Source organism: Kribbella sp. VKM Ac-2569, assembly GCF_004216905.1.
Taxonomy (GTDB): domain Bacteria; phylum Actinomycetota; class Actinomycetes; order Propionibacteriales; family Kribbellaceae; genus Kribbella.
This window is the reverse complement of sequence record NZ_SGXJ01000002.1, coordinates 1413583-1438346: the sequence shown is the minus strand read 5'-3', so window position 1 is coordinate 1438346 and position 24764 is coordinate 1413583. Positions and strand designations below refer to the sequence as shown.

Sequence of the window (24764 nt, the reverse complement as noted above, 5' to 3'; positions counted from 1 at the left end):
CACGAGACACTTGGACTGGTATTACCGTCACAAGCCCGCCATACCCGGGCCTGCCGAGCTAGGAGGGACGGGGCCTAGGCCTCGATCATGGACGTGAAGCGCATCTTCCGCGGACCCCTGTTCTGGATCGTCGTCGCCTTCCTGGGCGTCCTGGTGATCGGGCAGCTCCTGACCGGCTCGACCGGGTACAAGACCGAGCCCACCGGCCAGGTCGTCCAGCTGATCCAGCAGGCCAAGTCGTCGAGCGACAAGACGATCAAGACGGTGACGCTGATCGATCCGGATCAGGAGATCCGGGTCGAGAAGACCGACGGCACCAAGCTCCGGGCCCACTGGGTGGACGGCCAGGCCGAGAACCTCGGCAACGACCTGCAGTCGCTGTTCCAGGACGGCAAGATCGAGCGGTACGACGTCGAGAACCCGAAGCCGAGCTTCATCGGCCAGGTGTTCTCCACGCTGATCCCGTTCCTGCTGATCGCGGTGGTGTTCATCTTCCTGATGAACTCCATGCAGGGCGGCGGCTCCCGGGTGATGAGCTTCGCCAAGTCGAAGGCCAAGCTGGTCACCAAGGACACCCCGAAGACGACCTTCGCGGACGTCGCCGGCTGTGACGAGGCGATCGAGGAGCTCGGCGAGATCAAGGAGTTCCTGCAGGAACCAGGAAAGTTCCAGGCGGTCGGGGCGAAGATCCCGAAGGGCGTGCTGCTCTACGGCCAGCCCGGAACCGGTAAGACCCTGCTGGCCCGCGCGGTCGCCGGTGAGGCCGGCGTGCCGTTCTACTCGATCTCCGGTTCGGACTTCGTCGAGATGTTCGTCGGTGTCGGTGCCTCCCGGGTCCGCGACCTGTTCGAGCAGGCCAAGACGAACGCCCCGGCGATCGTGTTCATCGACGAGATCGACGCCGTCGGCCGGCACCGTGGTGCGGGCCTCGGCGGTGGACACGACGAGCGCGAGCAGACCCTGAACCAGCTGCTGGTCGAGATGGACGGCTTCGACGTCCGCGGCGGGGTGATCCTGATCGCGGCCACCAACCGGCCCGACGTCCTCGACCCGGCGCTGCTGCGGCCCGGCCGCTTCGACCGGCAGATCGCCGTCGACGCGCCGGACCTGCCCGGTCGCGAGCAGATCCTGAAGGTGCACGCGCGCGGCAAGCCGATGGCGCCGGACGTGGACCTGACCGCGGTCGCCCGCCGTACGCCGGGCTTCACCGGTGCCGACCTGGCCAACGTGCTGAACGAGGCCGCCCTGCTCACCGCGCGGAACAACCAGCAGGTGATCGACAACCGCGGCCTCGACGAGGCGATCGACCGGGTCATCGCCGGTCCGCAGCGGCGCAGCCGGCTGATGTCGGACAAGGAGAAGGTGCTGACGGCGTACCACGAGGGCGGACACGCCCTGGTCGCCGCTGCCCTGCCGCACTCCGACCCGGTCCAGAAGGTGACGATTCTGCCGCGGGGCCGGGCGCTCGGCTACACGATGGTGCTGCCGGACGAGGACAAGTACTCGACCACCCGGTCGGAGATGCTGGACAAGCTCGCCTACATGCTCGGTGGCCGCGCGGCCGAGGAGATGGTCTTCCACGACCCGACCACCGGCGCCAGCAACGACATCGAGAAGGCGACCGCACTCGCCCGCGCGATGGTCACGCAGTACGGCATGACCGAGCGGCTCGGCGCGATCAAGTTCGGCCAGGACAACGGCGAGCCGTTCCTGGGCCGCGACATCGGCAGCCAGCGCAACTACTCCGAGGAGATCGCGGCCGCGGTCGACGAGGAGGTCGGCAAGCTGATCCTGAACGCGCACCAGGAGGCCTTCGACATCCTGGTCGAGAACCGGGCCGTCCTGGACCACCTGGTCGAGGAGCTGCTGGAGAAGGAGACCCTGGACAAGCACCAGATCGCCCGGGTCTTCGAGCCGGTGATCATGAAGGAGCGCCGGCCGGCCTGGACCGGGTCGTCGACCCGGATCCCGTCCGACCAGCCGCCGGTGATGCCGGTTCCCGGCCGCGCTGAGCAGAACGGTTCGCTGCACGACGTGCTGCCGGGCGGTTCTGTCGGCCCGGACGAGGCGATCCGCCCGCCGGACTACGGCAGCGGCCCGACCCCGCCGAGCCACCAGTGAGCTGACCAGCTCGAACGAGCGCCGCCACCCGACCGGGGGGCGGCGTTTTCGTTTGCCCGCGCGGTAGCGTGCGAAGTTCCGTTGGCAGGAGGAGCCGGGATGGCGTCACCGAATTTCGACCATGAGCGCGCCGAGCGGGCCGTGCGCGAGCTGCTGTACGCGATCGGCGAGGACCCGGAGCGCGAGGGCCTGCACGACACCCCGGCCCGGGTGGCGCGGGCGTACGCCGAGATGACGGCCGGGCTCGGTCAGGGCGCCGAGGACGTGCTGACGACCACGTTCGCGCTCGAGCACGACGAGATGATCCTGGTGAAGGACATCGAGGTCTGGAGCCTGTGCGAGCACCACCTGGTCCCGTTCACGGGCGTCGCGCACGTCGGCTACATCCCGAGCCGGGACGGCCGCGTGACCGGGTTGTCGAAGCTCGCCCGGCTGGTCGACGTGTACGCGAAACGCCCGCAGGTCCAGGAACGGCTGACCACCCAGATCGCCGAGTCCCTGGTGGAGATCCTGCAGCCGCGCGGCGTGATCGTGGTGATCGAGTGCGAGCACCTGTGCATGACCATGCGCGGCGTCCGGAAACCGGGCGCCAAGACGATTACCTCCGCCGTCCGCGGCCAGCTCCGCAACCCCGTCACCCGCGCCGAGGCCATGAGCCTGATCGTTGGCTAGGGGCGGGTCTTCCGACCTGCCCACCCACCCGTAGCCCGGGGAGGGCTGTGGTCGTTGAAGTTTGAGAGTCCGGCACTATGGACATTCTGTCGCTGAGCGTTTACTTTCCGTAGTGGTGCTTGGCCAACGGGGACCAGGTGCTGGTGTGAGGAGGACAGGATGTCGGGGCGTTTCCGGGTCGGCGCCGCACTTGCCGGGGTCGTCGTCCTGACGGCCGGCGGGCTGGTCGCAGCGAACTGGGCCACCGCGGACACGCGGAACAAGACCGGACCTCAGACCGCGCACCAGAAGCAGGCCGCGAAGATGCCCGTGGACCCGCTGGTCGCCGAGACCCTGGAGTCGGAGCTCGGCTCCGACTCGGGCGTCGTGGGCAGCTACTACGACGACTCCGGCGAGTTGATCGTCGCGGTGTCCAACCTGTCGACAGCCGCCCTCGTCCGCCGGATCGGCGCGGTCCCGCGCCTGGTCAAGTTCACCGCCAAGCAGCTGAACGCCGTACAGGGCGAGCTGAACCGGCTGGCTGTCACGTCGAGCGCCGGCAAGGTCCGGTCGTGGTACGTCGACCCCGTGTCGGGGACCGTGGTGGTCTCGGTGCCGCGAGGCGTGCACGACTCGATCACCGACCGGTTCCTCTCCCGCGCGATGGCGAACGGCGAGCGGGTGACCCTGCGCGAGGTGTCCGGGACGGTCCGGCCGACCGCGGACGATTTCAGCCTGCGCGGCGGCGTACAGGTCACCAAGAACACCGGATACATGTGCTCGCTCGGGTTCAACGCCCGGACCCGCAAGGGCAACCGGATCTTCCTGACCGCGGGGCACTGCACGTCCGGCAAACCGTCGTTCTCCCGCAACGGGTACGTCCTCGGCAACACGTCCACCTCGAGCTTCCCGGGGCACGACTTCGGGTCGGTCGGCGTGATCGAGGGCTGGGACCAGCAGGGGTACGTCGAGGGCTGGGGCAACGGGAACGTCGCGGTCAAGGGGATTGCGGACGCCACCGTCGGCTCCACGCTCTGCAAGTCGGGCAAGACCACCGGCTGGACGTGTGGGCGGATCGTCGCCCGGAACGTGACGGTCAACTACGGGAACAACCGCGTGGTCCGCGGGCTGTTCCAGCACACCGCGTGCGTCGAGTCGGGCGACTCCGGCGGCGCCAGCATGACCGGGAACTACGCCCAGGGCATCACCAGCGGGGCGGCGCTGATCGACGGGCAGTGCCTGGAGAAGCACGGCCAGACCAACGAGTCGTACGCCCAACCCATCGCCCCGGCGCTCCAGTCGACAAAGTCCCGCCTGATCCTCGCGAACTGATCCCAGGCGCCCTGCTCACGGGAAATCGGCGGCTGGTTGCCGGGGTGTCTGTAGGGGCTACTACGGTGTGTGGATGAGAACTGAGCCGTGGGGTCACGTGGACGGGTTGCCGGTGGTGGACCGGTGTCTCGTCATGGGTGTCGTGAACGTGACGCCCGACTCGTTCTCGGACGGCGGCGAGTGGTTCGAGCCGAGCGCCGCGATCAAGCACGGCCGCGAGCTGCTGGCCGAGGGCGCCGATCTGCTGGACGTGGGTGGTGAGTCGACTCGCCCGCGGGCTGTGCGGCCGTCGCAGGAGGAGGAGATCCGCCGGGTGATCCCGGTCGTCGAGACCCTCGCCGCGGAAGGCGCGATCATCTCCGTCGACACCATGCGGTCCCAGGTAGCGGAGCTCGTGCTCGACGCCGGCGCCACGATGATCAACGACGTGTCCGGTGGGCTGGCCGATCCGGACATGCTCCCGCTGATCGCCGAGCGCGGAAGGCCGTACCTGTGCATGCACTGGCGCGGGCACTCGGTCGACATGCAGAACAAGGCGCAGTACGACGACGTGGTGGCCGAGGTCATCGCCGAGCTGGGCGAACGCCTCGAGGTGATCAGCCAGGCGGGCATCGACCTGAACCGGGTCGCCCTCGATCCGGGCCTCGGCTTCGCGAAGAACGCGGACCACAACTGGGAGATTCTGCGCCGGCTGCGGGAATTCGCCGTACTGGAAAGACCGTTACTGATCGGTGCGTCCAGGAAGACGTTCCTCGGTAGGCTGCTCGCCGACGAGCAGACCGGTGAACCCAGACCGGCCGTACGACGAGACGACGCGAGCGTGGCCGTATCCGCCCTGGCCGCCGCCGCAGGTGCCTGGTGTGTCCGGGCCCACGCGGTGGCGCCGAACGCGGACGCGGTCCGGGTGGCGAAGAGATGGGGAACTGTATGACGGATGGACCGCGGCAGGAGGGTGCTCCCAAGCGGCAGGCCGACGCCACGGTGCAGGACGTCGTACTGAATGCCAACACCGCGTTCTACAACGCGTTCGAGGCCGGTGACCTCGACCTGATGGCGGCCGTCTGGCTGCCGGAGCCCGATCCCGTCTGCATCCATCCGGGGAACGCGGCGATCTCCGGGTACGCCGAGATGATGCGGGCCTGGGCGATGATCTTCGCGAACACGCCGTACATCCAGTTCTTCCTCACCGACGTGCAGGTGCGGGTGGATGAAGACGTGGCCTACGTCACGTGTACGGAGAATGTCCTGTCGTCGGGTGAGGGCGCCCCGGAGGACGGGTTCGCGGGCGGAAAGGCGCTCGCCACGAACGTTTTCCGCAGAACTTCCTCCGGCTGGCGGTTGTGGATCCACCATGCCTCACCGGTACTGTCGTCTGGGGGCCGACAGGAGGAGGCGGAATGAGCGGTCCCGTTGCACCTTCTGATGTGATCGAGATCCGGGGCATCCGCGGTTTCGGGCGCCACGGGGTGTTCGATCACGAGCGGGCCGACGGACAGGAGTTCGTCGTGGACGTCCGGCTGGAGCTGGACACCCGGGCCGCTGCGGCCTCCGACGACCTGGCCGACACCGTGAACTACGGGGTGGTGGCCGAGCAGGTGCACCAGGCGATCGAGACCGACCCGGTGGATCTGATCGAGACCCTCGCCCAGCGCATCGCCGATCTCTGTCTCGCCGACAAGCGGGTGACAGCGACGGCCGTGACCATCCACAAACCCTCGGCGCCGATCACGGTGCCGTTCGACGACGTTGTCCTGACCGTGCAGCGCAGAGCCGGAGAATCCACGTGACTGAGACCCCTAGTCCCCACGTCATCGACGCGGACACCCTGAGCGGTGGCCTGAAGCCGATCCGCCAGGTGATCCTGTCGCTCGGCAGCAATCTCGGCGACCGTGAGGCGAACCTGCAGGGCGCGGTCGACGCACTGCGGGACACCCCGGACGTCGTGGTGGTCGATGTCTCGCCGGTCTACGAGACCGAACCGGTCGGCGGCCCGGACGAGTCCGGTCCGTATCTGAATGTCGTCCTGCTCGCCGACTCGACGCTGGGCGTCGACCTGTTGCTCGAACGTGCGCACGCGGTCGAGCAGGCGTTCGGCCGGGAGCGTAGCGTGCCGGGCGCGCCGCGGACCCTCGACGTCGACCTGATCACCTACGGGCAGAAGACGATCGAGACCGACGAACTGACGATTCCGCATCCGCGGGCGCACGAGCGTGCGTTCGTGCTGGCGCCGTGGCTCGACATCGAGCGCGACGCCGTACTGCCGGGCCACGGTCCGGTCGCGGAGCTGCTCGCCAAGGTCGGGACCGACAGTGTGACCAAGCTCGACATCGAGCTGCAGTAGTGGTGTCCGGCGGTACCGAGCCCGATCGGGCGCCCAACGATCACCACGGCGACAAGCAGGAGCCGCCGCGCCCGGGCTCGGTGCGGCCGACCTCACGACGGTTGCTGGTCGCGATCGCCGTCCTCGGGGTCGCCATCGGCGTGACGACGGTGAAGGCGATCGAGGCCGGCGGCGGGGTCGCGCCGGCGGTGTCCTGGCTGACGCTGATCGCCTGGGGCTTCCTGGCCGCGCTGCTGTTCGCCGCGGCCCGCAACACCCATCAGCGGGTCCAGGTACGCCGGGAACGGATCGAACCGTCGCGCGCGGTCTTCCTGTTGATGATCGGGAAGGCGAGCGCCTTCGTCGGCGCGTTGTGCACCGGCGTTTACGCAGGGTTCGCGTTAAGCTTCCTGCAGGCGATGGGCTCCTCCGGGCCTCGTAACCGTGTGATCATGGCCGGCGCTGCGGCGGTGGTCTCTGTGCTGGTCGTCACGGCCGGATTGTTGCTCGAACGCGCGTGTCGTATTCCTGAGGACCCCGACAAGACCCCCTAACATGCGGTCCATGGGTTCCAGGGGTAGCCGCCGTCGAACCAGGACCACAGTTCTCACCGTCGCCAACGGTTTGCTGATCGTTGTCTGCCTGGGCGTGAGCATCGCGCTCTTCTCGCAGAATGCCTGGATTCTCCGGGCTGCCGCAGGTGGGGCTGTTCTGGTCGCGATCGCTGCTGCTTTCCTGTTCCGCCACCAGTTGCTGGTCGAGCGGCTGGCGCATTCCGACGAGCGCGCGCAGGTCGCGCAGGAGTACTCGCGGATCACCAGCGCGCGGGTCGTCGAGAACGCGGAGTTCGTCGACCTGATGCAGCGCCGGCTGGACAAGATCGACCAGCGCCTCGACAAGATCGACCAGGAGGTCGCGACCGTCGTTGCCGCCGGCGACAAGCATTCGCAGGCCGACGCGCCGACCGTCGTCGACCTCAAGCTCCGAGGCCTGGCCGCGTCCTGACCGCAGCCCCATACTGCGGTCATGGGGCTGGATGCGAATTACCCGGCCGTGACGATGAACGATCCGAACGGCCACGTCACGGTCTACAACGAGGACCATCTGCCGATCGGGCAGCTCGGGCCGACGCCGTACGAGGCTCCGTCGGTGAATGTGACGTGCCGGCGCAAGGCGTGGGACGACCTGTACTGGTACCGCCTGCTGAACCCCGAGGGCTTCCCGTTCCCGGCGGACGAGGCGTACGTCGGCGCCGACGAGACCCACGAGCTGAACCCCGGCCAGCCGTACCCGATCCCGGACTGCGCGAGCGGCTGCCCGATCAAGATCGCCCAGGCGGCCGGTGCCGGACTCCTGGTGATCGGAGGAGCCGCCGCTGCCGCAGCCTGGCGTCGAAGGGCGAGATCACTCGGTACGGCGTAGCTCCTGTCGCGTAGGTTCTGGGGTGTGGATCTCGCGAAGCTGCTGAAGGTTGCCGGAGCTGCCGTCGAGCGTGGGCGGGCGGTGACACAGAGCCGTGCGGTCGGGGAGCTGACGTTCAAGGGCGACCGGGACATGGCCTCCGAGGTGGACTTCGCCGTGGAGCGGGAGGTGCGGGCCTTCCTCGAGCGAGAGACGCCGGAGATCGGCGTACTCGGCGAGGAGGAGGGCGGCGCCACCGACGGGACGCGCTGGGTTCTGGACCCGGTCGACGGGACGGTGAACTTCATCCACGGCGTACCGCTGTGGGCGATCTCGCTCGGGCTGATCCACGAGGGCCGCGCCGTCGCGGGTGTGATCGACCACCCGGCGCTCGGCACGACGTACGCCGCTGCTGAAGGACTGGGCGCGACCTGCAACGGGAAGGCGATCCGGGGCAGTCAATGCACCGACCTCGAGAACGCGTTGGTTGCCGTGGGCGACTATGCGGTCGGGCCGAACGCCGACACGGTGAACGCCGATCGAGCGGCGCTGACCCAGCGGCTGGTCCCGCGGGTGCAGCGCCTCCGGATGATCGGTACGGCGGCCACCGCGCTGACCTGGACGGCGAACGGCTACTTCGACGCGCTGATCATGTTCTCCAACAAGCCCTGGGACACAATGGCCGGCGTAGCCATCTGCCGCGAGGCTGGCGTCACCGTCCTAGACCTAGACGGCACGAACCACGCCCCCGAATCCCACGGCGTCTTCGCCGTCGCCGATGGCATCCGCGATCCGCTGCAGGAGCTTCTCGGCTGAGCTACTTGTCGATGTCGCCGACGACGAAGAACATGCTGCCGAGGATGGCGATCATGTCGGGGATCATGGTGCCGGGGAGTAGGGCGGGGAGGGCGGAGATGTTGTTGAAGCTGGCTGAGCGGAGCTTCAGGCGCCAGGGGGTCTTGTCGCCGCGGGACACCAGGTAGTAGCCGTTGATGCCGAGCGGGCTTTCGGTCCAGGCGTAGGTCTGGCCCTCGGGGACCTTGAGGATCTTCGGGAGCCGGACGTTGACCGGTCCGGCCGGCAGTGTGGACAGCTTGTCGAGGCAGGCGTCGACCAGGTCGAGCGACACCTTGACCTGGTCGAGCAGTACGGCGAATCGCGCGAAGCAATCGCCTTCGGGTCGGGTGACGACGCGGAGCACGTCATGCAGTTCGCCGTACGCGAGGTACGGCTCGTCGCGGCGGAGGTCGGCGTCGACCCCGGAGGCGCGGGCGATCGGCCCGGAGACGCCGTACTGCGCGACGAGTTCGGGGGAGAGCTTGCCGACGCCGACCGTGCGGGCGCGGAAGATCTCGTTGCCGAGGATGAGCTCCTCGATGTCGGGCAGCCGGGTCCGGACCGCGGCGGAGGCAGCTGCCGCGCGGCCGAGCCAGCCGTATGGCAGGTCCTCCTTCAGGCCGCCGACCCGGTTGAACATGTAGTGCATCCGGCCGCCGGACAGCTCCTCCATCACGGCCTGGATCGTCTCGCGCTCGCGGAACGCGTAGAACACCGGCGTGATCGCGCCGAGCTCGAGCGGGTACGAGCCGAGGAACATCAGATGGTTCAGGATCCGGTTCAGCTCGGCCAGCAGGGTCCGCAGCCAGACCGCGCGGACGGGGACCTCGAGGCCCATCATCCGCTCGACCGCGTGCACGACGCCGAGCTCGTTGGAGAACGCGGACAGCCAGTCGTGCCGGTTCGCCAGGACGATGATCTGCCGGTAGTCGCGGACCTCGAACAGCTTCTCCGCGCCGCGGTGCATGTAGCCGATGATCGGTTCGCAGCCGACGATCCGCTCGCCGTCGAGGGTCAGCCGCAGCCGCAGTACGCCGTGCGTCGCCGGGTGCTGGGGCCCGATGTTGAGCACCATGTCGGACGTCGCCAGCTCCGATCCGGCGCCGGTCCCACCCCGCTCGTACGCCGGGTCGAATCCAGCGGCTCCCGCGCCGACTCCCACGACTCTTTCCGTGCTCATGACCACTATCGTGACAGGCTTTACCCGTGGACGACCTCTTCGCACCCTCGGATGTCAGTTGGACGCCGGTCTCGCCCAAGCTCGCCACGCTCCGGCGGCTGAACGCGGCGATCGTTGCCGGGCTGGCCGCGATCGTGGCGCTGGTCGCGCTCGGGCTGACGCTGAGCTGGCTGTACGGCGTTCTCGCGGTCGTGGTGATCGCACTGCTCCTCGGCTGGGCGTGGGTGCTGATCGGCCGCAACCAGCGCTCGTGGAAGTACGCCGAACGTGAGGACGAGCTGCTCGTCAGCCACGGCGTCATGTTCCGCGAGCTGGTCGTCGTACCGTACGGCCGGATGCAGTTCGTGGACGTGACTGCCGGGCCGCTGGAGCGTGCGTACGGGATGGCCACCGTGGAGCTGCACACGGCGACGCCGGCCACCGACGCGAAGATCCCGGGGCTGCATCCGGACGAGGCTGGACGGCTCCGTGACCGGTTGTCCGCCCTCGGTCAGGCGCAGGCGTGGGGCCTGTGACTCAAGATCCGGTGACACAGCAGACCGTCGAGGTCGTCGGCCAGCGACTTCACCCACTCACCCCGTTCGTGAAGGGATGGGGGTACTTCGTCGTCGCGGCCGTCGCCCTTGTCAACAACGAGGGCCTGCGAAGCAACCTGACCGTCGCAGGCATCGGCCTGGCCGGCGTGCTCGTCGGCGGCATCCTGCTCGGCGCACTGTCCTGGTGGTTCACCAAGTGGCAGCTCACCGGCGACGCGATCCGCGTGGACAGCGGGTTCCTGTTCCGCCGGACCCGGATCATCCGGTTCGACCGGATCCAGGCGATCGACGTGGCGCAGCCGTTCGTCGCGCGGTTGTTCGGCATGGCCGAGCTGCGGATGGACGTGGCCGGTGGCGGCAAGAGCGACGGCAAGCTGAGCTACTTCCGGTACGACGAGGCGCAGCAGCTCCGCACCACACTGCTGGTCCGTGCCAAGGGCGAGAAGGCTGCTGAGCAGCAGGAGCACGATCAGCAGGCCGAGGCACTGGCTCCGCCGCTGCTGACGGTCCCGACCAACCGCCTGCTCGGTGCGACGCTGCTGTCGTCCACGGTCGTCGCCAGTGCCGGCGCACTGGTCTGGCTGATCGTCGCGACCATGGTGCTGGACTTCCACATCGGTCTGTTCGCCGGTCTGCCCTTGCTGCTCGGTGTGGTGCAGCCGATCTGGAAGCAGGTCGTTGGGAACCACGGGTTCACGCTGTCCGAGTCCAGCCACGGCCTGCGGACGAAACGTGGACTGTTCGACGTCCAGCGCCAGACCGTACCGCCCGGCCGCGTGCAGGGTCTGCTGATCACCGAGCCGCTGATCTGGCGGCTGCTCGGCTGGTCCCGGGTCGAGCTGGACATCGCCGGCGTGGCTGGTCAGAAGGAGGACGGCGACGACGCGCTGGAGGGCGCACAGCTGCTACCGGTCGGCGAGCGTGCCGAGGTGGCCTACGTCCTCGCGCGGGTGTTGCCCGGCTTCGACCTGAGCCGTATTCAGATGCACCCGGCGCCGGAGCGCGCCAAGTGGCTGCGTCCGGTCGGCTGGCGCTACCTGATGTACGGCGTCGACGACCAGGTCATGGTCACCACGCGCGGCTGGGTGAGCCGCCGTACGTCGATCGTGCTGCACCACAAGACGCAGTCGGTCCGGCTGGAGCAGGGGCCGATCCAGCGGCGCCTGGGGCTGGCCAACGTGCATGTGGACACCCCACTGGGTCCGACCGACGCCACTGCGCTGCACCGCGACCAGGCGGAGGCTGCGGCGCTGGTCGCGGCTCAGGCGGAGAGGGCACGCGAGGCCCGCCGTACGGTGGCTGCATCGGTCGCCGTCCAGACCCAGCCGAACCCACCGAGCCCGGACGGGTCCAGCAACTCGGCAGCCTCCCCGGCTGACGACAGCTCGGACAGGTAGCGCAGCGGCTCGGTCTGAGCCAGCTCCAGGCTCGGCCGGGCCCCGCTGACGCCCAAGGCTCGTAGGGCGTCCCGTTGGCTCAGAATCGTGCCGCCCAGCGAGTCGAGGGCCACGTGGGCAGTGATGTCGCAGCTGCCGTCGGGGTCAGGTGAGCACTCACGGCCGGAGCGGAAGCCGGTCAGGGTCCCGTACGGCGGCCTGGCCGACTTCACGTGTCCGTAGTCGATGGCGATCGCGACTGCGCCGTCCGCGAGCCGCTGGACCACGTCCTGCCAAGCCTCGTCACGTGCCCTGCCGACCTCGGCCCGGTCACCGGGATCGCCGGGCCACCACTCACGCAACCAGTCCAGGTCGTTGCCGTCGACAACGTCCCCTGGCGTCAGGTCAGCGCCCAGATAGCGCGGTACGCCGTCCTCGTCCCACTCGACCACCTCACACGGGACGTTGTCGAGCCACTCGTTGGCGATGACCAGTCCGGTCAGGCGATCGGGCAGCTGGTCGTCCAGCTCGATGTCGACGACCGTCAGGCCCTCTGCGCGCAGGACCTTGCCCAGCTCACCAGAACCGGCGGCAATGTCCACGACCTCGTCCAGACCGAGCTGATCGGCCAGCCGCGCGATGGCCTGCCCGAACAGGTCAGATGCGTGGACCGACGTACGGAAATGCGCAGACGGGCGCTCCCGGCGGTAGAAACCGCCAGGGCCGTACAGGGCCTGCTGCCAGGCGTCTCGGAAGGTCTCGCTCATCGCCTGCCGTTCGGAGCGGACCCCAGCGGTACCGCGCCGAGCTGGTGCCACACGCCCTCCGCGTCCTCGCGCCACAGCTCCAGCTCGGTCAGCAGGACGGTCGGGGCCGGTGCCGCGGCCAGGGCAGCGTTTGCCTCGGCTACCACGGCCGGACCGCCTTGAGCGGACGACGAGATGGTCAGGTGCGGATGCGGGTCCGGGAACTCACCGCCGTACGGCGGGCACTCGGGGAAGGCGTCGAAGACGGACAGGAGGATCGAGCGCACCTTGTCGAACGGCTCCGGCTTCAGCCACGCCGTACCGTTCGGGAACTGACCCGCGGTCGGGAAGCTGAGCTCGAACGGCTCGATCGACGCGACTGCCGCCTGGAGCCGGGCCAGGTCGGTGTCGGTGGGCTCGGCAACCCAGGGGACCAGCACCGTCACGTGCGGCGGGATGAGCTCGGTCAACGGGACCTGTGGTCTCGCGGTCGACCGTGACACCGAACGCCAACGCTCTGTGTACTCCGCCAGCTCGGGAACTGTGATCAGAATCGCGGTCAATTCGGCACCCGCTGCCCACGCATCACTCACCCTCCAATGCTCTCATCACCTACGCTGACAGGTAGATCGTCTGGTACCCGGGAGCGGGACTGGAACGAGAAGAGAGTGAGTGATGGAACGGATCGGCTTGATCGGAGCCGGCCGGGCCGGGACCGCCTTGGGAGCAGCCTTGGCGGCAGCCGGACATCCCCTGGTCGGAGTCACCGCGCGCTCGGACGCGTCCCTGGACCGCGCCGCCCGCCTTCTGCCCGCTGTGCCCGTGCTAACCGCTGACGAGGTCACGAGGAGCGCCGACGTCGTACTGGTCGCCGTACCGGACGACCTGATTCACGAGGTCGCGCACACGCTGCCGTTGACCAGTGCGCAATACGTCGTGCACCTGTCCGGAGCGCATGGCCTGGCCCCGCTGACCGGACTTGCTGCGACACCGGTCGCGCTGCACCCGTCCATGACCTTTCCAGGCGGTCCGGTAAGGCTGGACGGGGTCATGTTCACCGCGACCGCTCCTGATGCGGCTCGGTCGATCGTCGAGCGGCTGGTGAAGGCGCTTGGCGCACAGGTGCAGTGGGTCGCCGACGATCAGCGTGCGCGCTACCACGCCGGGTTGGTCCACGGCGCGAACCACCTGACGACGCTGGTCTCGCAGGCAGTCGCCGTACTGCGGGAGGCGGGCGTGGCGGATCCGGTGGCGACACTCCGGCCATTGCTCGTCGCAACCCTCGACAACACGCTGCGATCCGGTCATCATGCGCTCACCGGGCCGATCGCCCGGGGCGATGTCGACACGGTGGCAGCACATCTGGCAGTACTTCGGGGCAGTACGCGGCGCACGTACGCCGAACTTGCCCGGGCGACTGTGGAACTGGCGACGGACGGGCGGCTGGACGCGGAGACGGTCCGCCGCTTGACCGAGGTACTGGACGGGCACCGGGCAGATCGGACAGGGGAGGCACCGCGATGAGACTCACCCAGACCAAGGCCGAACTGCGAGCGGCGGCCGCGATCCGGCCACGGGCGGTCGTGATGACGATGGGCGCCCTGCACGACGGCCATGCCGCGCTGCTGGCCGAGGCCCGCGAACGGGTCGGGCCGGACGGCAGCGTGCTCCTGACGATCTTCGTGAATCCGTTGCAGTTCGGGCCGACCGAGGACTTCGACCGGTACCCGCGGACGCTGGCCAGCGACCTGGCGATCGCGAAGAACGAGGGCGTCGACCTGGTCTTCAACCCGTCTCGGGACGAGCTGTACCCGAACGAGCCGTCGATCACGGTGCATCCGGGCCCGTTGGCGGACGAGCTGGAGGGCGTGTTCCGGCCGGGCCACTTCTCCGGCGTACTGACCGTGGTCTCGAAGCTGTTGCACCTGACCGGGCCCGACCTGGCGTTGTTCGGCGAGAAGGACTACCAGCAGCTGACGTTGATCCGCGAGATGGTCTGCGACCTCGATATGGACGTCGACATCGTGCCGGTGCCGACCGTTCGGGAGGCGGACGGCCTCGCGCTGTCCTCACGCAACCGGTACCTGAGCGAGACCGAGCGTGACGAGGCGCTGGTGCTGTACCGGGCGCTGAGCGCCGGTGCGAAGGCCGGGATGAACGGCCCGGACGCGGTGCTGGCGGCGGCGCAGGCCGAGCTCGAGGCGGTGCCGTCGGTGAAGATCGACTATCTCGCCCTGCGAGCACCCGATCTCGGCCCGGTGATCGGCCCCGGCGAGGCCCGGATGCTGATCGCCGCCCGCGTCGGCCTGACCCGTCTCATTGACAACATTTCCATCACGCTGCGATGAATTCGGTTGATACGGTCACCGAATGACCGCACCCGCAGTCCCGCGACGTTTGGCCGCGCCGGAGGCCGGCTGGACCGACACAGTTGACGTGGTGGTGATCGGCTCCGGCGTCGCCGGGCTGAGCGCCGCGCTCAAGGCCCGCGAGCTGGGCTCCGTCCTGGTGGTGACGAAGGACGTCGTCGCCTCCGGCTCCACGCAGTGGGCGCAGGGCGGCGTCGCCGCCGCCCTCGACCCGGAGGACTCTCCCGAGGAGCACCTGCAGGACACGCTCGTCGCCGGCGCCGGACTGAGCGATCCGGAGGCCGTCCGGGTGCTCGTTACCGAAGGCCCGGACGCCGTCCGCGACCTGATCGACCTCGGCGCGCGCTTCGACACCATGGCGGACGGGGAGATCTCGCTCGGCCGTGAGGGCGGGCACCACCGCAACCGGATCGCGCACGCGGGCGGCGACGCGACCGGCGCCGAGATCGAGCGGGCGCTGGTTGCCGCGGTCAAGCGGGCCAAGGACATCCGGCTGATCGAGCACGCCCTGGTCCTCGACCTGCTCACCGCCTCCGACGGCTCCATCGCCGGCGTGACGTTGCACGTGATGGGCGAGGGACAGCTGGACGGCGTCGGCGAGATCCGTACCCGGGCAGTGATCCTGGCGTCCGGCGGTCTCGGACAGTTGTACGCGGCAACGACCAACCCGAGCGTGTCGACCGGTGACGGGATGGCGCTCGCGCTGCGGGCCGGCGCGAAGGTCCGGGACCTGGAGTTCGTGCAGTTCCACCCGACGGTGCTCTGGCTGGGCAAGAGCGCGAAAGGCCAGCAGCCGTTGGTGTCCGAGGCGGTTCGCGGCGAGGGCGCGTTCCTCGTCGACCACACCGGCAAGCGGTTCATGCAGGGGCAGCACGAGCTCGCAGACCTCGCGCCGCGGGACATCGTGGCGAAGGCGATCATGCGCCAGATGATTGCTACCGGCAAGGACCATGTCTACCTGGACGCCCGGCACTTCGGTGACGAGAAGTGGCGGGTCCGGTTCCCGACCATCCTCGCGTCCTGCCGCTCGCACGGTATCGACCCGGTCCGCGAACTGATCCCGGTCGCGCCCGCCTGCCACTACTCGTCAGGCGGCGTGTGGACGGACCTGAACGGCCAGACCTCGGTGCCCGGCCTGTACGCGTGCGGTGAGGTTGCGTGCACCGGCGTACACGGGGCCAACCGGCTGGCCTCGAACTCGTTGCTCGAAGGACTCGTGTTCGCCCGCCGGATCGCGGCGCACCTCGCGAACGGGCTGCCCGAGCGGCGGGAGCCGGTCGTGGACCGCCGTACGCCGGGACTCGTCGACGCGGACGTCGTACCCGAGCTGCAGCGGGCGATGACCGTCGGCGCCGGCGTGATCCGGAGCGCGACCGGGCTGTCGGAGGCGGGGGCGGCGATCGGCAAGCTGATCGAGCAGCCGTACGACGAGCCGGGGACGCCGGGCTGGGAGGCGACGAACCTGGTGACGGTCGCCTCCGCGCTGATCGCCGCGGCGACCGCCCGCGAAGAAAGCCGGGGCGCGCACTGGCGCGAGGACCACCCGGACCGCGATGATCTGCACTGGTTCGGAAGCCTGGACCTGACACTTGATCAGCAGGCTGTGCCGCAAGCCACGTTTGTTCCGCGCGAATCCGAGGAGAATGACCGGCATGGATGAGACAGTCGACCGGCAGTGGGTCGGTGACCTCGTGCGGGCAACCATCGAGGAGGACCTGGCCGGGGGTGTCGACGTGACGACCACCGCCACGGTCGACCCGGACCAGGTGTCGGTCGCCGAGCTGGTCGCCCGCGCCGACGGCGTGGTGGCAGGCCTGGAGATCGCGGAGCTGGTGCTGCGCCAGGTCGCGGCGCCGGACGAGATCGAGATCGAGCACACCGTCCGCGACGGCGACTCAGTGCGGCGGGGCGACGTCCTGATGACGGTCCGCGGCAAGACGCGGCAACTCCTGACGGCCGAGCGCACCACGCTGAACCTGCTCTGCCACCTGAGTGGTGTCGCCACGCTGACCCGGCACTGGGTGGACGCGGTCGACGGCACCGGCGCGGTCATCCGCGACACCCGCAAGACCATGCCGTTGCTCAGGTCCCTCGAGAAGTACGCCGTACGTTGCGGGGGCGGGAAGAACCACCGGATGGGTCTGTCGGACGCCGCGCTGATCAAGGACAACCACGTGATCGCGGCGGGTGGCGTCGCGGAGGCGTTCCGGCTGGTGCGCAAGGCGTACCCGGAGATCGGGATCGAGGTCGAGGTGGACTCGGTCGAGGACGCGGTGATCGCGGTCGAGTCCGGCGCCGAGCTGATCCTGCTGGACAACATGGACGTCCCCTTGCTGCGGGAAGCCGTCGAGAAGGTCGCGGGCCGCGCCCGGTTGGAGGCCTCCGGCGGGCTGACCCTGGACAAGGCGCGAGAGGTCGCCGAGACCGGTGTCGACTTCCTCGCGGTCGGTGCGCTGACGCACTCCGCGCCGGTGCTCGACATCGCGTTGGATCTGCGAGAAGGCTGATGCTGCTAACCGTTGCCGTCGAGAACACCAGGACGCTGGTCGGGCTGGTGTTCGAAGGCACGGTCAAGCGGCACTGGTGGGTTGGGACCGATCCACGCCGTACGGCGGACGAGTGGGCGGTGCTGCTGCAGGGCCTGCTCACCGGTGAATCGCCGGTGTCGGGGATCGCCGTGTGTTCCGCCGTACCGCATGTGCTGCACGAGTTGCGGGACGTCGTGTCGCGGTACTACCAGGGTGTGCCGAGCGTCGTCGTCGAGCCCGGTGTGAAGACCGGGCTGCCGGTGCTGGTCGACAACCCGCGGGAGGTCGGCACGGACCGGATCGCGAACGCGCTGGCGGCCGTGACCAAGTACGGCGCGCCCTGCCTGGTCGTCGATGTCGGTACGGCGATCACGATCGACGTGGTCAACCCGGCCGGCGCCTTCATCGGGGGCGTGATTGCCCCGGGCATCGAAACCGCGACCGACGCGCTCGGGCAGGCGGCCGCGCAACTGCGCCGGGTCGAGTTGGTCCGGCCGCGATCGGTGGTCGCGAAGAACACCGTCGAGGCGCTGCAGTCCGGCGCGATCCACGGCTTCGCCGCGCTGGTGGACGGTCTGGTCGCACGAATCCGGACCGAGCAGTCTCTGAACGACGACGTCGTGGTCGTACTCACCGGCGCCCTCGCGCCACTGCTCGCCGGCCGGTTGAACACCCCGGTCCGCGACGAACCGTTGCTGACCCTGCGCGGTCTGTATCAGGCCTTCGCCCGCAACCACGGCTGAGGGTCGACCTCTTGTGCGCTTGAGGTGACCTGCCTCACTATGAGCCCCAGGGGTGACTTCAGGGGTTGGGGGAAATATGAGGTCTGTTTATCGTGCCTTGGCCGGGCTCATCGCGATCGGGGTGATCGTCCAGGCGATGGCGATCGCACTCGCGTGGTTCACGGTCATCAAGGATGTCGACGGCGGCTTGGTGTTCGACAAGAACTCCGATGCCAACGTAGGGCACATGATCCACACCATCGTGGGCAGCGGGATCATCCCGCTGCTGGCGATTCTGCTGCTGATCGTCTCGTTCTTCGCGAAGGTCGACGGCGGGGTCAAGTGGGCGCTGTACGTGTTCGGTCTGGTCGTGCTGCAGTTCGGGCTGGCCGTCTTGTCGTTCGGCGCATCTGCGGTCGGCGCCCTGCACGGGCTGAACGCGTTCGCGCTCCTGGCAGTCGCGGCGATGGCGGCCCGGCGAGCCGCGACTCAGCCGGAGACGACGGCCGCAGCGGCTTCGACCATCTAGATGCCCTTGGCAACTGACCGGCGGCGGTCGTGAGGATGCGATCGCCGTCTCGTCGTGGGCTGATCGCGGTCGTCGCGACGGTTGTGGTGCTGGCGCCGATCGGGTTCTTCTGGCAGCGGAGCCTGATCCCGAACGACCTGTCGCCGATGACGATGGGGTACGCCGACTACGGTGGCGGACCGGCCGCGGCGCATCACGGGACCGACGTCAGCCGGCTGACGGGTCCTGCCGATCAGAAGCCTGACGTCGCGGTGGATCTCGTGGCGCGCGAGGAGCGCTTCGACATCCCGGGTCGCGGGCCGATGGACGGCTACACGTTGAACCACACGTCGCCGGGGCCGCGGATCGTCGCGAAACAAGGCGATCTCGTCCAGGTCACATTGCGCAACGAGAACGTTGCCGAGGGCATCACACTGCACTGGCACGGCGTCGACGTACCGAATGCCGAGGACGGTGTCGCGGGCGTCACGCAGGATGCGATCCCACTGGGCAAGTCGTACGTGTACCGCTTCGTCGCGAAGGACGCCGGCACGTACTGGTACCACTCGCACCAGGTCTCGCACGAGCAGGTGCAGAAGGGGCTGTACGGCGTACTGATCGTCCAGCCGTCCGCGACGGACGTGATCGCGGCGGTGCACACCTACGACAAGGTCCGCACGGTCAACGGCGAGTACGGCGAACGTCGTGTGCAAGCACCTGGTCCGATCGCGCGGGTCCGTCTGATCAACACCGACAACGGACCGATGGCGGTCTGGGTCGACGGGGCGCCGTACAAGGTGGTCGCGGTCGACGGGACCGAGGTGAACGCGCCGACCGAGGTGAGCGGGAAGGCGGTGCTCGTCACCGCGGGCGGCCGGGTGGACCTCGAGATCCCCACGGCGAAAGCGGTGCGGATCGGGCTCGGTGGCGGACCGACGACGCTGGTGATCGGGGACGGTGACGCGCCGGCCGGGACCGAGCCGCGGGACCGGGTCGACCTGCTGAAGTACGGAACGCCGAAGCCGATCGGGTTCGATCCGGCGAAGGCGACCCGGGTGTTCCGGTACGACATCGGCCGGCGGATCGGGTTCTTCGACGGGAAACCCGGGCTGTGGTGGACGATCAACGGGCATCAGTACCCGGACGTGCCGATGTTCGTGGTGAGCGAGGGCGACATCGTGCGGATGACGATCAAGAACAGCTCAGGCCAGGTCCACCCGATGCATCTGCACGGCCACCACGTCGTCGTACTCAGCCGCGACGGGGTGCGCGCGACCGGGAGCCCGTGGCGGACGGACTCCCTCAACGTCGAGGACAAGGAGACCTACGAGGTCGCCTTCGTGGCCGACAACCCAGGCATCTGGATGGACCACTGCCACAACCTCCCGCATGCCGCCCAAGGCCTCGTGACCCACCTGATGTACACCGGCGTCACCACGAACCACCACCTCGGCGGCACCCCGAACAATCAGCCCGAGTAGATAGGGCGGCCGACGGTGAGGGATTTGCGGAGGGTTTCGGGGAGGCCGTTGAAGGCCTCGTCGGGTTGGGTGCCGGTGGCGTCGAGTGTCTTGGAGAAGAAGGCTCGGGCCGCGGCCGCCAGGGCTACGTCGAGTATGTCGTCATCCGTCAGGCCGAGTGCTTTCAGCGCGTCGACGTCCGCCTGGGTGACGGTGTCGGCGCCGAGTGCGATCTGGCGCGCGAAGGCCATCACGGCGCGGTCGACCGGGTCGTTCGCCGGCTCGTCGACGAGCGCCGCGACTTCCTCCGCGGTGTAGAACTTGTCGGCCAGGATCTGGCCGTGCGCGAGGCTGCAGTAGCTCGACTTCAGCGCGGTCGCCGCGGCCAGCGTGGCCAGCTCGTAGCGGCGCAGGTCCATCGACTCCTTGATCGCGCCGTTCAGCTGCTTCCACGCCTCGTAGACGGCCGGTCGCGCGGCGAACGTGTGGACGAAGTTGGGCACGTGCCCGGCCGGCGCCCGATTCGCTGCGAACATCTCCGGGACGTTCGGCGTACTGATGAATGCCATCGTGGTTCCCCCCTCAGTGGCTTACCTCACGGTAGGTGCGCGATACCGATCCGGCAACGGCTGTAGGGAGAGGGCACCCGCGACTGGGTATCGTTCACCCGGTCGGTCGTGAGGAGACGAGGGGTGGTCGGAATGCGGCGCGTGCTCGCCGTAGCGCTGGCGGTGATCGCGGGGGCTGCCTCGCTGACTGCCTGTGCCTCCGATCCGCCGCCGACCGATGTCGCCGTCGCGTGGGCGCCCAAGGGGCGTGCCGCGGTGCTGGTGACCTGGAAGGACAACGGGCTGCCGAACCGGGTCACGATCGAGGGTGTGCTCAGCGAGAGCCCGTCGTACGTGAAGTACATCCCGGCCGGTGAACCGAACCGGTGGGAGATTCCGACCTCGGCGTTCCCGCCGGACGGGAACTACAAGGTCGCGGTCGGGACCGGGACCTCGCAGGGCGGGGTGACCAGCAAGCTCACCAAGTCGCCCGTGTTCGACACCGACGGTCCGGTGCGGCCGAGCGCGGCGGCGGTGGCGAAGCAGGGGCGCGGGGTGCTGATCAGATGGTCGGTGCCGGTCGCGCCGCAGGACTTCACGCCGAACGACCCGCTGGACGTGAAGGGCAAGAAGACCCAGCGGTACGTGCCGATGATCGGGCGGCCCGGCCAGATGCTGAAGGTGATCGGCCCGGCGACGACCTCGACCCGGCAGGTGATCAAGAGCGTCAAACCGCCGTACACCTTCCAGCTGCGCACCCAGAACGAGTGGAGCACCAGCATGGGCGGGCAGGTGCTCGGGCTGACCAGCTCGATCAACGCGGCCGTCCCGAGACTGGCCCAGTTCAGCGTGCCGATCCGGGTCCGCGGGCGGGTCATCCTCTACCAGGTCGGCTGCGAGCTCGACTCGCCGTGCACGAGCAGGCGCGCGACCCCGGCCGGCGTACCGGTCGTGGTGCTGACCCAGGTCACCCCGGGCGCGCGGTGGACGCCGGCGGCACGCGGGTCGACGACAGGCGGCGGGTACTACGACATCGCGGTGCCGACCGGTGGCAGTCGCCCGTACAAGATCACCGTGCCGGAGAACACCAAGGGCGGGATACAGACGGGTACGTCGACCAGCAAGCCGGCGTACACGAAGAGCATCGTCCGGGTCGCGTCGGCCGGATTCGCGGGCGGGAACGCGGCGACGGCGAAGGGCTCGACGGTGACCGTGTCCGTCGGCGTGAAGCCGGCCATGAACACGACCGTGATGTTGCAGGCCTGGAACCGGCAGACCCGTCGGTGGGTGGACTCCAAGGCGCTGCCGATGCGCAACGGCCAGGCCGCGCTGGCGTTCAAGGCCGCGCAGCCGGGCGACTTCGTCTACCGGTTCGTGATCCCCGGCGCGATGATGTTCGGCCGGCCGATCGACGGGACCACGACGGCGCAGTTGCAGCTACACGTCCGCTGACCCGGTCGCCGCCGCCTCGAGAACCGGCTCGGCCTGCTCGCGGCGACGCTTGCGGACCTTGTGTACGACGTACAGCGCGACCACCAGGACCGCGACGGCGATCAGCGCGACGACCGACACCCGGCCGAAGATCTTGTCGGCGTTGTCGCCGATCTTGTACGCGACGACACCGATCGTGGTCGCCCAGGCGATGCCGCCGGCGGCGTTCGCGACCAGGAAGCGCGGGTAGTGCATCCGCAGCATGCCGGCCATCGGGCCCGCGAAGATCCGCAGCAGCGCGACGAAGCGGCCGAAGAACACCGTCCAGACGCCGTACTTGTGGAAGTACTTCTCGGCCCGGACGATCCGGTCCTCGGAGAAGTGATGGAACCGTTTCCCCAGCCGTTCGAAGAGCCGGCGGCCGGCCTTGCGGCCGATGAAGTACCCGATCGAGTCGCCGATGATCGCGCCCGCGGCGGCGGCCAGGATCACGAACTCGATCTTCAGATGATGCTGCTGCGACGCGAGCAGCGCGGCCGCGATGAGCGTGGTCTCACCGGGCAGCGGTACGCCCATGCTCTCCACGCCGATGACAAGTCCGACCACCAGATACGCCAGCACGGCCACCCCGGTAGGAATGGCGATCGCCTGGGCGAGTAGAGGTTCCCCCATGCACCCATAGTGACATCGTCAGACAACCGATTTGGTGACCGGGCAACTAAGTCCGGGGAAGTTCAGGGTTGTGGCCGTTCTCCGAGGGGATCTTCGGGGTTGTCTCGCCGCTGAACGCCTTGGTGACGTTCTGCAGTGCGGTGGTGACCTCGGACGGGATGACCCAGAAGGTGTTGCCGGGTCCCTTGGCCAGTTCGGGGAGCATCTGCAGGTACTGGTACGCGAGCAGCTTCGGGTCCGGGTCGTTGCGGTGGATGGCCTCGAACACGGTGTCGATCGCCTTCGCCTGACCCTCGGCGCGCAGAATCGCGGCCTGCCGGTCGCCTTCCGCGGTCAGGATCCGGGACTGCCGGACGCCCTCGGCGTTCAGGATCGCGGCCCGCTTCTCCCGCTCGGCCCGCATCTGCTTCTCCATCGACTCCTTGATCGACGCCGGCGGCTCGATCGCCTTGAGCTCGACCCGGTTCACCCGGATGCCCCACTTGCCGGAGGCCTCGTCGAGGACGCCGCGCAGGATCGAGTTGATGTGCTCGCGCGAGGTCAGCGTCTTCTCCAGGTCCAGCGCACCGATGACGTTGCGCAGCGTCGTGACGGTCAGCTGCTCGATCGCCTGGATGTAGTTGAAGATCTCGTACGCCGCCGCCCGCGGATCGGTGACCTGGAAGTACAGCACCGTGTCGATGTGGACGACCAGGTTGTCCTCGGTGATCACCGAGTTCGGCTCGAACGAGACCACCTGCTCGCGCAGGTCGATCAGCTGCCGGGGCCGGTCGATGAACGGGATCAGGACGTTCAGGCCGGGCTCGAGGGTGCGCAGGTACCGGCCGAGGCGTTCGACGTTGACCGCCCGCGCCTGCGGCACGATCCGCACGGTCCGCAGTACCAGCACGACAGCGAGCAGCGCGACGACGATTCCGATGATCAGTCCGGCCATGGTTCCTCCTGAGGATGGACGAGGGCGGTAGCCCCCTCGATGGCGAACACGTCGACGCGGGTGCCCGCGGGGATGTGCAGGTGCGGGTCGTAGGAGCGGGCGCTCCACTCCTCGCCGCCGATCCGGACCCGGCCGTCGTCCCGGTCACACGGCGCGAGTACGACGGCCTCGCGGCCGATCAGCGCGGCGACACCGGTCCGCAGCTTCGGGTGCCCGGTCAGATGCCGGCGCGCGACCGGACGGACCAGCGTGACCATGGTCGCGGCGGTGATCGCGAAGGCCAGCACCTGGAAGGCGATGCCGAGTCCCAGCGCGCCGATCCCGGCCGCGGCGAGCGCGGCGACGGCGAGCAGGAGCAGGTCCAAGGTCGCTGTCATCAACTCGGCCGTGCCGAGGACGGCGGCGACGATCAACCACAGGATCCAGGACTGCATGGCGACCACCCGACGGCGGAAAGTACCTCTTCATTCGACGGTACTCCGAGATCCGCGGATCCGTAGCTAACGGTTCAGCTGTCCTTCGGCGGATCCCCGGTCGGTACGACGGCTATCAGCGACGTCACCTCACGCGTTCCGGCCGGATGACTCGCGGCCGTCCGGGTCTTCTTGTAGCGGTCGACCAGGTCGATCAGGTCCTGGTTGAACTGCTCCGCCTCGTCACGGGTCAGCCACAACCGGGACCGGCTCATCGAGCTGACGCCGTCCCAGGGATCGTCCGCATCCATGTCCACGAACTGGTCGAGGACCGCGTCCATCGCGGTCTTGATCATCGCCTGGCTCGCCAGCCGCCCGGCGCCGGTGGACTGCGACGAGATCACCAGGCTGGCGGCCGGTGCCTGCCAGGGCCGCTCGCGGCCGTCGGCGGATTCGTCGGCGCGCTGGATGATGCCCCACTTCTCCAGCGCGCGCAGGTGGTAGCTCATCGCGGACGGCGTCAGCCCGGCGAGCTCCGCGCACTCGGTCGCGGTCAGCACCTTGCCGTTGAACAGCTCGTCGATGACCCGCTGCCGGGCCGGGTGCGCGAGGGCGCGGATCGCCTTCGGGTCCGTGATCACCAGCCGCTTCTTCTTCGCCACGAGGTCAGCGTAGCGAA

28 protein-coding genes and 1 pseudogene are annotated in these 24764 nt (G+C 68.8%); 21 read left to right on the top strand and 8 right to left on the bottom strand.

Annotated elements, in window-relative coordinates; translation table 11 throughout:
* The first annotated feature begins 87 nt into the window (after positions 1–87).
* The 11 genes from ftsH (at position 88) to EV649_RS20085 (ending at position 8641) form a co-directional block, all read left to right on the top strand.
* Positions 88–2121, top strand: a complete 2034-nt coding sequence (gene ftsH / locus EV649_RS20135) for an ATP-dependent zinc metalloprotease FtsH (RefSeq protein ID WP_130384961.1) — start codon at positions 88–90, stop codon at positions 2119–2121.
* A gap of 99 nt (positions 2122–2220) precedes the next feature.
* Entirely contained in the window at positions 2221–2793 is a 573-nt protein-coding gene (folE, locus tag EV649_RS20130) for a GTP cyclohydrolase I FolE (RefSeq protein ID WP_130384960.1), read from the top strand.
* A 159-nt stretch (positions 2794–2952) separates the two neighbouring features.
* Positions 2953–4104: a S1 family peptidase gene (locus EV649_RS20125; RefSeq protein WP_130384959.1), complete on the top strand. Its 1152-nt coding sequence runs from the start codon at positions 2953–2955 to the stop codon at positions 4102–4104.
* A 73-nt stretch (positions 4105–4177) separates the two neighbouring features.
* A complete protein-coding gene (folP, locus tag EV649_RS20120) occupies positions 4178–5035 on the top strand; it encodes a dihydropteroate synthase (RefSeq protein ID WP_241998412.1) in 858 nt (285 codons plus the stop codon).
* Positions 5032–5505: a nuclear transport factor 2 family protein gene (locus EV649_RS20115; RefSeq protein WP_130384958.1), complete on the top strand. Its 474-nt coding sequence runs from the start codon at positions 5032–5034 to the stop codon at positions 5503–5505. Before folP ends, EV649_RS20115 begins: the two co-directional genes overlap by 4 nt.
* On the top strand, positions 5502–5891 hold the full coding sequence (gene folB / locus EV649_RS20110) for a dihydroneopterin aldolase (RefSeq protein ID WP_130384957.1): 390 nt from the start codon (positions 5502–5504) through the stop codon (positions 5889–5891). Before EV649_RS20115 ends, folB begins: the two co-directional genes overlap by 4 nt.
* Positions 5888–6445 carry a 2-amino-4-hydroxy-6-hydroxymethyldihydropteridine diphosphokinase gene (folK, locus tag EV649_RS20105; protein WP_130384956.1) on the top strand — a complete coding sequence of 186 codons (558 nt, stop codon included), beginning with the start codon at positions 5888–5890 and terminating at the stop codon, positions 6443–6445. Before folB ends, folK begins: the two co-directional genes overlap by 4 nt.
* Positions 6446–6447: 2 nt before the next feature.
* Entirely contained in the window at positions 6448–6978 is a 531-nt protein-coding gene (locus EV649_RS20100) for a DUF3180 domain-containing protein (RefSeq protein WP_241998410.1), read from the top strand.
* A gap of 10 nt (positions 6979–6988) precedes the next feature.
* Positions 6989–7429, top strand: a complete 441-nt coding sequence (locus EV649_RS20095; RefSeq protein WP_130384954.1) for a hypothetical protein — start codon at positions 6989–6991, stop codon at positions 7427–7429.
* Between the two features lie 21 nt (positions 7430–7450).
* The gene (locus tag EV649_RS20090; RefSeq protein ID WP_130384953.1) at positions 7451–7846 is read left to right on the top strand and encodes a hypothetical protein; all 396 of its coding nucleotides are present in this window, start codon (positions 7451–7453) and stop codon (positions 7844–7846) included.
* A gap of 24 nt (positions 7847–7870) precedes the next feature.
* A complete protein-coding gene (locus EV649_RS20085; RefSeq protein WP_130384952.1) occupies positions 7871–8641 on the top strand; it encodes an inositol monophosphatase family protein in 771 nt (256 codons plus the stop codon).
* Between the two features lies 1 nt (position 8642).
* On the opposite strand, the gene EV649_RS20080 is transcribed toward EV649_RS20085, so the two are convergent.
* Complete coding sequence (locus EV649_RS20080; RefSeq protein WP_130384951.1) at positions 8643–9842, bottom strand: NADH-quinone oxidoreductase subunit D; 1200 nt, start codon at positions 9840–9842, stop codon at positions 8643–8645.
* Between the two features lie 26 nt (positions 9843–9868).
* On the opposite strand from EV649_RS20080, the gene EV649_RS20075 reads away from it, so the two are divergent.
* Both EV649_RS20075 and EV649_RS20070 read left to right on the top strand, forming a co-directional pair.
* A complete protein-coding gene (locus EV649_RS20075; RefSeq protein WP_130384950.1) occupies positions 9869–10357 on the top strand; it encodes a PH domain-containing protein in 489 nt (162 codons plus the stop codon).
* 11 nt (positions 10358–10368) lie between these two features.
* Complete coding sequence (locus tag EV649_RS20070; RefSeq protein ID WP_241998408.1) at positions 10369–11775, top strand: PH domain-containing protein; 1407 nt, start codon at positions 10369–10371, stop codon at positions 11773–11775.
* 107 nt (positions 11776–11882) lie between these two features.
* On the opposite strand, the pseudogene EV649_RS20065 reads toward EV649_RS20070, so the two are convergent.
* Positions 11883–12521 (bottom strand): annotated as a pseudogene (locus EV649_RS20065) (SAM-dependent methyltransferase); the annotation flags it as partial.
* Positions 12518–13093, bottom strand: a complete 576-nt coding sequence (locus EV649_RS20060) for a 2'-5' RNA ligase family protein (protein WP_198682569.1) — start codon at positions 13091–13093, stop codon at positions 12518–12520. The pseudogene EV649_RS20065 and the gene EV649_RS20060, both read right to left, overlap by 4 nt.
* Positions 13094–13175: 82 nt before the next feature.
* On the opposite strand from EV649_RS20060, the gene EV649_RS20055 reads away from it, so the two are divergent.
* From EV649_RS20055 to EV649_RS20025, 7 genes are all read left to right on the top strand, one after another.
* Positions 13176–14024, top strand: a complete 849-nt coding sequence (locus tag EV649_RS20055; RefSeq protein WP_130384947.1) for a Rossmann-like and DUF2520 domain-containing protein — start codon at positions 13176–13178, stop codon at positions 14022–14024.
* Positions 14021–14848, top strand: a complete 828-nt coding sequence (gene panC, locus EV649_RS20050; protein WP_130384946.1) for a pantoate--beta-alanine ligase — start codon at positions 14021–14023, stop codon at positions 14846–14848. Before EV649_RS20055 ends, panC begins: the two co-directional genes overlap by 4 nt.
* A 22-nt stretch (positions 14849–14870) precedes the next feature.
* The gene (locus EV649_RS20045) at positions 14871–16529 is read left to right on the top strand and encodes an L-aspartate oxidase (RefSeq protein WP_130384945.1); all 1659 of its coding nucleotides are present in this window, start codon (positions 14871–14873) and stop codon (positions 16527–16529) included.
* Positions 16522–17376 carry a carboxylating nicotinate-nucleotide diphosphorylase gene (gene nadC, locus EV649_RS20040; protein ID WP_130384944.1) on the top strand — a complete coding sequence of 285 codons (855 nt, stop codon included), beginning with the start codon at positions 16522–16524 and terminating at the stop codon, positions 17374–17376. Before EV649_RS20045 ends, nadC begins: the two co-directional genes overlap by 8 nt.
* The gene (locus EV649_RS20035; RefSeq protein ID WP_130384943.1) at positions 17376–18140 is read left to right on the top strand and encodes a type III pantothenate kinase; all 765 of its coding nucleotides are present in this window, start codon (positions 17376–17378) and stop codon (positions 18138–18140) included. Before nadC ends, EV649_RS20035 begins: the two co-directional genes overlap by 1 nt.
* 76 nt (positions 18141–18216) lie before the next feature.
* The gene (locus tag EV649_RS20030) at positions 18217–18648 is read left to right on the top strand and encodes a hypothetical protein (protein ID WP_130384942.1); all 432 of its coding nucleotides are present in this window, start codon (positions 18217–18219) and stop codon (positions 18646–18648) included.
* A 35-nt stretch (positions 18649–18683) separates the two neighbouring features.
* Entirely contained in the window at positions 18684–20108 is a 1425-nt protein-coding gene (locus tag EV649_RS20025) for a multicopper oxidase family protein (protein ID WP_130384941.1), read from the top strand.
* On the opposite strand, the gene EV649_RS20020 is transcribed toward EV649_RS20025, so the two are convergent.
* Positions 20096–20656 carry a carboxymuconolactone decarboxylase family protein gene (locus EV649_RS20020; RefSeq protein ID WP_130384940.1) on the bottom strand — a complete coding sequence of 187 codons (561 nt, stop codon included), beginning with the start codon at positions 20654–20656 and terminating at the stop codon, positions 20096–20098. The two genes, EV649_RS20025 and EV649_RS20020, sit on opposite strands and share 13 nt — an antisense overlap.
* Before the next feature lie 132 nt (positions 20657–20788).
* Between EV649_RS20020 and EV649_RS20015 the strand changes: the two genes are divergently transcribed.
* Positions 20789–22087, top strand: coding sequence for a hypothetical protein (locus EV649_RS20015; protein ID WP_241998457.1), 1299 nt, complete (start codon positions 20789–20791; stop codon positions 22085–22087).
* Here the strand turns inward: EV649_RS20015 and EV649_RS20010 are convergent.
* The 4 genes from EV649_RS20010 to EV649_RS19995 all read right to left on the bottom strand — a co-directional run bounded on the left by EV649_RS20010 (position 22073) and on the right by EV649_RS19995 (position 24747).
* The gene (locus EV649_RS20010; protein ID WP_130384938.1) at positions 22073–22738 is read right to left on the bottom strand and encodes a DedA family protein; all 666 of its coding nucleotides are present in this window, start codon (positions 22736–22738) and stop codon (positions 22073–22075) included. The two genes, EV649_RS20015 and EV649_RS20010, sit on opposite strands and share 15 nt — an antisense overlap.
* A 46-nt stretch (positions 22739–22784) precedes the next feature.
* A complete protein-coding gene (locus tag EV649_RS20005) occupies positions 22785–23672 on the bottom strand; it encodes an SPFH domain-containing protein (RefSeq protein ID WP_130384937.1) in 888 nt (295 codons plus the stop codon).
* A complete protein-coding gene (locus EV649_RS20000; RefSeq protein WP_130384936.1) occupies positions 23660–24106 on the bottom strand; it encodes an NfeD family protein in 447 nt (148 codons plus the stop codon). Before EV649_RS20000 ends, EV649_RS20005 begins: the two co-directional genes overlap by 13 nt.
* A gap of 74 nt (positions 24107–24180) precedes the next feature.
* On the bottom strand, positions 24181–24747 hold the full coding sequence (locus EV649_RS19995) for a winged helix-turn-helix domain-containing protein (RefSeq protein WP_198682568.1): 567 nt from the start codon (positions 24745–24747) through the stop codon (positions 24181–24183).
* Positions 24748–24764 lie beyond the last annotated feature (17 nt).

What these genes read in the sequence shown, in the direction of transcription:
- folB (WP_130384957.1), top strand. Translation starts at nt 5,502, where the DNA reads ATGAGCGGTCCCGTTGCACCTTCTGATGTGATCGAGATCCGGGGCATC.
- panC (WP_130384946.1), top strand. Translation starts at nt 14,021, where the DNA reads ATGAGACTCACCCAGACCAAGGCCGAACTGCGAGCGGCGGCCGCGATC.
- EV649_RS20020 (WP_130384940.1), bottom strand. Translation starts at nt 20,656, where the DNA reads ATGGCATTCATCAGTACGCCGAACGTCCCGGAGATGTTCGCAGCGAAT.
- EV649_RS20115 (WP_130384958.1), top strand. Translation starts at nt 5,032, where the DNA reads ATGACGGATGGACCGCGGCAGGAGGGTGCTCCCAAGCGGCAGGCCGAC.
- EV649_RS20080 (WP_130384951.1), bottom strand. Translation starts at nt 9,842, where the DNA reads ATGAGCACGGAAAGAGTCGTGGGAGTCGGCGCGGGAGCCGCTGGATTC.
- EV649_RS20030 (WP_130384942.1), top strand. Translation starts at nt 18,217, where the DNA reads ATGAGGTCTGTTTATCGTGCCTTGGCCGGGCTCATCGCGATCGGGGTG.
- EV649_RS20125 (WP_130384959.1), top strand. Translation starts at nt 2,953, where the DNA reads ATGTCGGGGCGTTTCCGGGTCGGCGCCGCACTTGCCGGGGTCGTCGTC.
- EV649_RS20005 (WP_130384937.1), bottom strand. Translation starts at nt 23,672, where the DNA reads ATGGCCGGACTGATCATCGGAATCGTCGTCGCGCTGCTCGCTGTCGTG.
- EV649_RS20055 (WP_130384947.1), top strand. Translation starts at nt 13,176, where the DNA reads ATGGAACGGATCGGCTTGATCGGAGCCGGCCGGGCCGGGACCGCCTTG.
- EV649_RS20010 (WP_130384938.1), bottom strand. Translation starts at nt 22,738, where the DNA reads ATGGGGGAACCTCTACTCGCCCAGGCGATCGCCATTCCTACCGGGGTG.
- EV649_RS20000 (WP_130384936.1), bottom strand. Translation starts at nt 24,106, where the DNA reads ATGCAGTCCTGGATCCTGTGGTTGATCGTCGCCGCCGTCCTCGGCACG.
- folE (WP_130384960.1), top strand. Translation starts at nt 2,221, where the DNA reads ATGGCGTCACCGAATTTCGACCATGAGCGCGCCGAGCGGGCCGTGCGC.
- EV649_RS20025 (WP_130384941.1), top strand. Translation starts at nt 18,684, where the DNA reads ATGCGATCGCCGTCTCGTCGTGGGCTGATCGCGGTCGTCGCGACGGTT.
- EV649_RS20015 (WP_241998457.1), top strand. Translation starts at nt 20,789, where the DNA reads ATGCGGCGCGTGCTCGCCGTAGCGCTGGCGGTGATCGCGGGGGCTGCC.
- EV649_RS20090 (WP_130384953.1), top strand. Translation starts at nt 7,451, where the DNA reads ATGGGGCTGGATGCGAATTACCCGGCCGTGACGATGAACGATCCGAAC.
- EV649_RS20035 (WP_130384943.1), top strand. Translation starts at nt 17,376, where the DNA reads ATGCTGCTAACCGTTGCCGTCGAGAACACCAGGACGCTGGTCGGGCTG.
- ftsH (WP_130384961.1), top strand. Translation starts at nt 88, where the DNA reads ATGGACGTGAAGCGCATCTTCCGCGGACCCCTGTTCTGGATCGTCGTC.
- nadC (WP_130384944.1), top strand. Translation starts at nt 16,522, where the DNA reads ATGGATGAGACAGTCGACCGGCAGTGGGTCGGTGACCTCGTGCGGGCA.
- EV649_RS20095 (WP_130384954.1), top strand. Translation starts at nt 6,989, where the DNA reads ATGGGTTCCAGGGGTAGCCGCCGTCGAACCAGGACCACAGTTCTCACC.
- EV649_RS20045 (WP_130384945.1), top strand. Translation starts at nt 14,871, where the DNA reads ATGACCGCACCCGCAGTCCCGCGACGTTTGGCCGCGCCGGAGGCCGGC.
- folP (WP_241998412.1), top strand. Translation starts at nt 4,178, where the DNA reads ATGAGAACTGAGCCGTGGGGTCACGTGGACGGGTTGCCGGTGGTGGAC.